Consider the following 4,637-nt stretch of genomic DNA (forward strand, 5'->3'; position numbering starts at 1 on the left):
GTTGCCCACATGAAGCACAGAGGCCTCCCAACAGAGGCCTCGATCACCGGGATTGCCCTGAATGGGCAAAGCGATCTACGCGCCCCATCGTCTATGTGCATCCAACCTCCCGCGAAACGCGGGAACGGGGCTTGATCAGCGTTGCCCGAAGGCATCGGTTGCGCCGGGCATCATGGTCGTCCCCTACCGCCGCAACCAGGCAACCAGCAGCGCGGCAGAACCGGCGCCGCCGCTGATCCAGCTCCACACCGGCACCGTGCCCAGGTACCAGCCATCCGGATGCAGGCCGTAGAGCACAGCCGCGACCACCAGTAAGCCGCTGCCGGTGATGGCGGTGACCACGCGCGTCTGCAGCTTGCGCAGGCTCAGGTCCAGGGCGAGCAGTTCGGGCGAGCGGATGTCGATCTGATGGCGGCCTTCCACCTGCTGCTTCAGCCAGCTGTGCACCAGCCGCGGCATGTCCGGCGCATGGGTCATGATTTCCGGCAGGCGCTTGCTCAGTTCGCGCAGCACGCGGCGCGGGCTGTAACGCTCGCGCAGGATGCGTTCGAGCACCGGTCGCGCCACCGCCCAGATATCCAGCTTGGGGTCGAGCTGGCGGCCCACGCCTTCGATATTGAGCAGCGTCTTCTGCAACAGGATCAGCTGCGGCTGCAGCGTCAACTCATAGCGCTGCGCCACGCGGAACAATTTGATCAGCACCTGTGCCAGCGAAATTTCCGACAACGGCCGGGTGAAATACGGCTCGCACACCGAGCGCGCGGCCGCTTCCAGTTCGTCGATGCGCACGTTGCTGGGCATCCAGCCCGCCTCCACGTGCAGCTCGGCCATGCGGCGGTAATCCTTGTGGAAGATCGCCATGAAGTTCTCGGCCAAATAGTACTGATCTTCCTGCGAGAGCTGGCCCATGATGCCGAAATCCAGCGCAATGAAACGCGGATTGAGGCGGCGCTGCGGATCCGAATCGACCCAGATGTTGCCGGCGTGCGCATCGGCATGGAAGAAGTTGTCGCGAAACACCTGGGTGTAGAACACGCGCACGCCTTTGGCCGCGAGCGCCTTGCGATCGATGCCGGCCGCATCGAGCTTGGCGATGTCGTCGGACGGAATGCCGTACACGCGCTCCAGCGTGAGCGCACGCTCGGCGGTGTGCGACCAGATCACTTCCGGCACGTACAGATCGTCCGAGCCTTCCCAGAGCCGGCGCAGCACGCTGGCGTTGGCGCCTTCGCGTTGCAGATCCAGTTCGGCGGCCAGGGTGCCTTCGATCTCGGCCACCACTGCGCGCGGACGGATCTTGTCGGCGCGCGGATGGGTGCGCTCGACCAAGGTGGCCAGCGAGTGCAGCAACGCGATATCGGCATCGATCTGGCGTTCGATGTCCGGACGCAGCACCTTGACCACCACTTCGCGGCGCACGCCATTGGCATCCGGCGGCAACGTGGCCGCATGCACCTGCGCGATCGACGCCGAGGCCAGCGGCACGGTATCGAAGCTGGCAAACGCCACGCTGACCGGCAGACCGAGTGCGGCTTCGACGATCAGGCGCGCGGCCTGGCCATCGAATGGCTTGACGCGGTCCTGCAGCAAGGTGAGCTCTTCGGCCACATCGGCCGGAATCAGGTCACGCCGGGTGGAGAGAATCTGCCCGAACTTGACGAAGATCGGCCCCAGCTCCTGCAGCGCCAGGCGCAGCCGCGCACCGCGCGATTGCGCGGCGATTTCGGCGCTGGCACGCGGCACGAAGGGTTTGGCCAAACGCAACCAGCGCTCGGCCGGAGTGCCTTCCAGCAAGGCGTCCAGGCGATAGCGCAAGATCACCCGGCCGATGCGGCTTGCCCGCAGGATCGCCTTCATGCCGCGTCTCCGCTCGCACGCAGGCGGCTCACGCGCGCGGCTAACCGTTCCACGTCATCGCGTAGCTCGTCCACGTCGTCGTGAAACGCCTCGAGCTCGGCACGTGGTACCACATCGCGCGATTCCTCGGTGACGAATTCGGCCGCGCTATGCGCCAGATCCACCGCACTGCGACGTGCCTGCTGCAGCGCTGTCCGCACCACGCCGGCGATCTGCACGCCCAGGATGTCGCCGAACACGGCAACGAACGGCAACTGCCAATCCGGGTCGAAGCGACCGGCCAGTTGCTGCAGCTGGCGCGCCAACTCGGCATCGCCGGAGACCTTGAGCCGACCGGCCGGCGCGCCGGTACGGCGTGCGTTGGCCAGCAGCGGCAGTTGCCCGAGCAAGCCGGCCAGGCTGCTGCGCACCGCCAGGTCAGGTTCCTGTGCCTGATCGACCGGGCCCACCAGCAACCGGCGCTCGTGCACGCGGATCTGCAGCGACAGCGCGGGCGCCTCCAGGGTCAGCGCAATGCGCTGGCCTTCCAGCGGCAGCAGGGCATCGCGGGTATCCGGGTCCAGCGCCAGCGCACGGTTGAGCGCTGCCTGCAGGGCCTGGCCGGCGAGCGGCTTGAGGGAATTGAAGAGTGATCCGAGCATGCCCGCATTCTACCGCCCCTGCATGTCGCAGCTGCTTGACGGCTTTGTCGGCCATCGCTGGCTGTAGCAAGACTTCCTTCAGCGCACACGCTACAGGCATCCTGTCCACGTCCAATGGCAGGAGCAGCTCATGCGCATGATTCGGGTCGGCCTATCTTCGGTGACAAATCGGCCGAGCACGAGGTCTCGTTGCAATCGGCACGCAACATCCTGGATGCGCTGGACCCGCAACGCTTCGAGCCGGTGTTGATCGGTATCGACAAGCAAGGCCAGTGGCACGTCAACGACCCAGACAGCTTCCTGCTGAATGCCGAGGACCCGGCGCGCATCGCGCTGCATCGCAGCGGTCGCGGCGTGGCGCTGTTGCCGGGGGCGCAACAGCAGCAGTTGCGCCCGATCCAGCCGGAGCAGGCGCTGGCGCAGATCGACGTGGTGTTTACCATCGTGCACGGCACCCTGGGCGAAGACGGCTCGCTGCAGGGGCTGCTGCGCATGGCCAACCTGCTCTTCGTAGGTTCCGGCGTACTCGGCTCGGCGGTCGCGATGGACAAGGACATGGCAAAGCGTGTGTTGCGCGATGCCGGGCTGGCGGTGGCGCCGTTCGCCTGCTTCAACCTCCACACCGCCGCAGATGCCGATGTGGATGCGCTGATCGCGCAGTTGGGCTTGCCGCTGTTCGTCAAACCGGCCAACCAGGGCTCGTCGGTCGGCGTCAGCCAGGTGCGCAGCGCCGACCAGTTCGCCGCTGCACTCGCCCTGGCCTTGGCATACGACCACAAAGTGCTGGTGGAAGCGGCCATCGCCGGGCGCGAAATCGAATGTGCCGTGCTGGGCAACGAAGCGCCCCAAGCGAGCGTCTGTGGCGAAGTGGTGGTGCACGACGCGTTCTATTCGTACGAAACCAAATACATCAGCGAGCACGGTGCCGAGATCGTGATCCCGGCTGACATCGATGCGCAGACCCAGCAGCGCATCCAGCAGATCGCGGTGCAGGCCTACCAGGCATTGGACTGTGCGGGCATGGCACGCGTGGACGTCTTCCTGTGCGCCGATGGACGCATCGTGATCAACGAGGTCAACACGCTGCCGGGCTTCACCCGCATCAGCATGTATCCAAAATTATGGCAGGCAAGCGGGCTGGACTATCGCAACCTGATCACGCGGTTGATCGAGCTCGCGCTACAGCGGCATGCCGAGGACCAATTGCTGCGTAGTGTGGTCCAACCACATTGATGGCGCTGCCGCCGCGACGTGCCATATCACCGCACAACTACGACGCGGTGCTTGCACTCAACAACGCCGATGCCACCGCACTGTCCTTGCTCGATGTCGACGGCCTCGCTGCATTGCTGGCAATCGCCGGCACACCCGCATCGCCGCGCCGGCTAACGGCTTGCCGATCGCGCTGGACCAGGACGCGCCTGATACCAATGCGAACTTCGGGTGGATGGCCGATCGCTTTGCACGCTTGCTATCTGTCGATCGCATCGTAATTGCCGCGCACGCAGGTCGGCGCGGTCTTGCCACGCAAACTACCTGACGAACTCATCCGTCATGCAAGTGCAGCAGAACAGCGGCCGCTGGTGTGGGAGGTCAATCTGATGCCTGCCAATCCCGCCTAGCTGGCGCTGCATCGGCAGCTGGAATTCGCCACGCTTGGCGATGCTGTGCTGGCCCATGGCAAGCACGTGCACTCTGTTTAAAAAACGGCTGTAATCAGCCAAATCTGTGCGTATTCCGCCACAACGCACAGGGCCCGCGTCCTTGCGGAAGCGAGCCCTGTGAGCGCCAACCGGCAGCGCCGCTGCCGTGACGGATCGCAGCTAAGAGCGGCTAACAAAACCCAGGAAGCATGCGTAAGCAGATGATGGAGCATGCAAGCGAGAGCAACGCCAAGTGGATATCGATGCGGCGTTCGAAGCGGATACGCAGCTTGCCCATGCCGGCAAACCAAGCGTGCGTGCGCTCGACGACCCAGCGGTGCTGGCCCAGTCGGTCGTTGCGTTCGATGCCCTTGCGTGCAATACGCGCAATGATGCCGCGCTGCTTGAGGGCGTTGCGGCAACGGTCGATGTCGTCGGCCTTGTCGGCATGCAGTTTGCCTGGCCAGCGTCGCGCACGCCCTGGCTCTCCTCAGAT

2 protein-coding genes and 3 pseudogenes are annotated in these 4,637 nt (G+C 65.0%); 2 read left to right on the forward strand and 3 right to left on the reverse strand.

Annotation, left to right across the window (positions count from 1 at the left end; translation table 11 throughout):
• Positions 1-183: 183 nt before the first annotated feature.
• Together ubiB and XAXN_RS16650 are read right to left on the reverse strand one after the other, a co-directional pair.
• Positions 184-1,857 carry a ubiquinone biosynthesis regulatory protein kinase UbiB gene (gene ubiB, locus XAXN_RS16645; RefSeq protein WP_054320386.1) on the reverse strand — a complete coding sequence of 558 codons (1,674 nt, stop codon included), beginning with the start codon at positions 1,855-1,857 and terminating at the stop codon, positions 184-186.
• Positions 1,854-2,498 (reverse strand): ubiquinone biosynthesis accessory factor UbiJ, encoded by a 645-nt coding sequence (locus tag XAXN_RS16650; protein ID WP_054320387.1) that lies wholly within the window; start codon positions 2,496-2,498, stop codon positions 1,854-1,856. Before XAXN_RS16650 ends, ubiB begins: the two co-directional genes overlap by 4 nt.
• A 130-nt stretch (positions 2,499-2,628) precedes the next feature.
• Between XAXN_RS16650 and ddlA the strand changes: the two are divergent.
• A pseudogene (gene ddlA / locus XAXN_RS16655) lies at positions 2,629-3,731 on the forward strand (D-alanine--D-alanine ligase).
• Positions 3,732-3,945: 214 nt separating this feature from the next.
• Positions 3,946-4,201: pseudogene (locus tag XAXN_RS22570) on the forward strand (acetyltransferase).
• A gap of 130 nt (positions 4,202-4,331) precedes the next feature.
• On the opposite strand, the pseudogene XAXN_RS21915 reads toward XAXN_RS22570, so the two are convergent.
• A pseudogene (locus XAXN_RS21915) lies at positions 4,332-4,631 on the reverse strand (transposase); the annotation flags it as partial.
• Between the last annotated feature and the right edge of the window lie 6 nt (positions 4,632-4,637).

The sequence above is a fragment of the Xanthomonas axonopodis genome (assembly GCF_001304695.1).
Taxonomy (GTDB): domain Bacteria; phylum Pseudomonadota; class Gammaproteobacteria; order Xanthomonadales; family Xanthomonadaceae; genus Xanthomonas; species Xanthomonas axonopodis.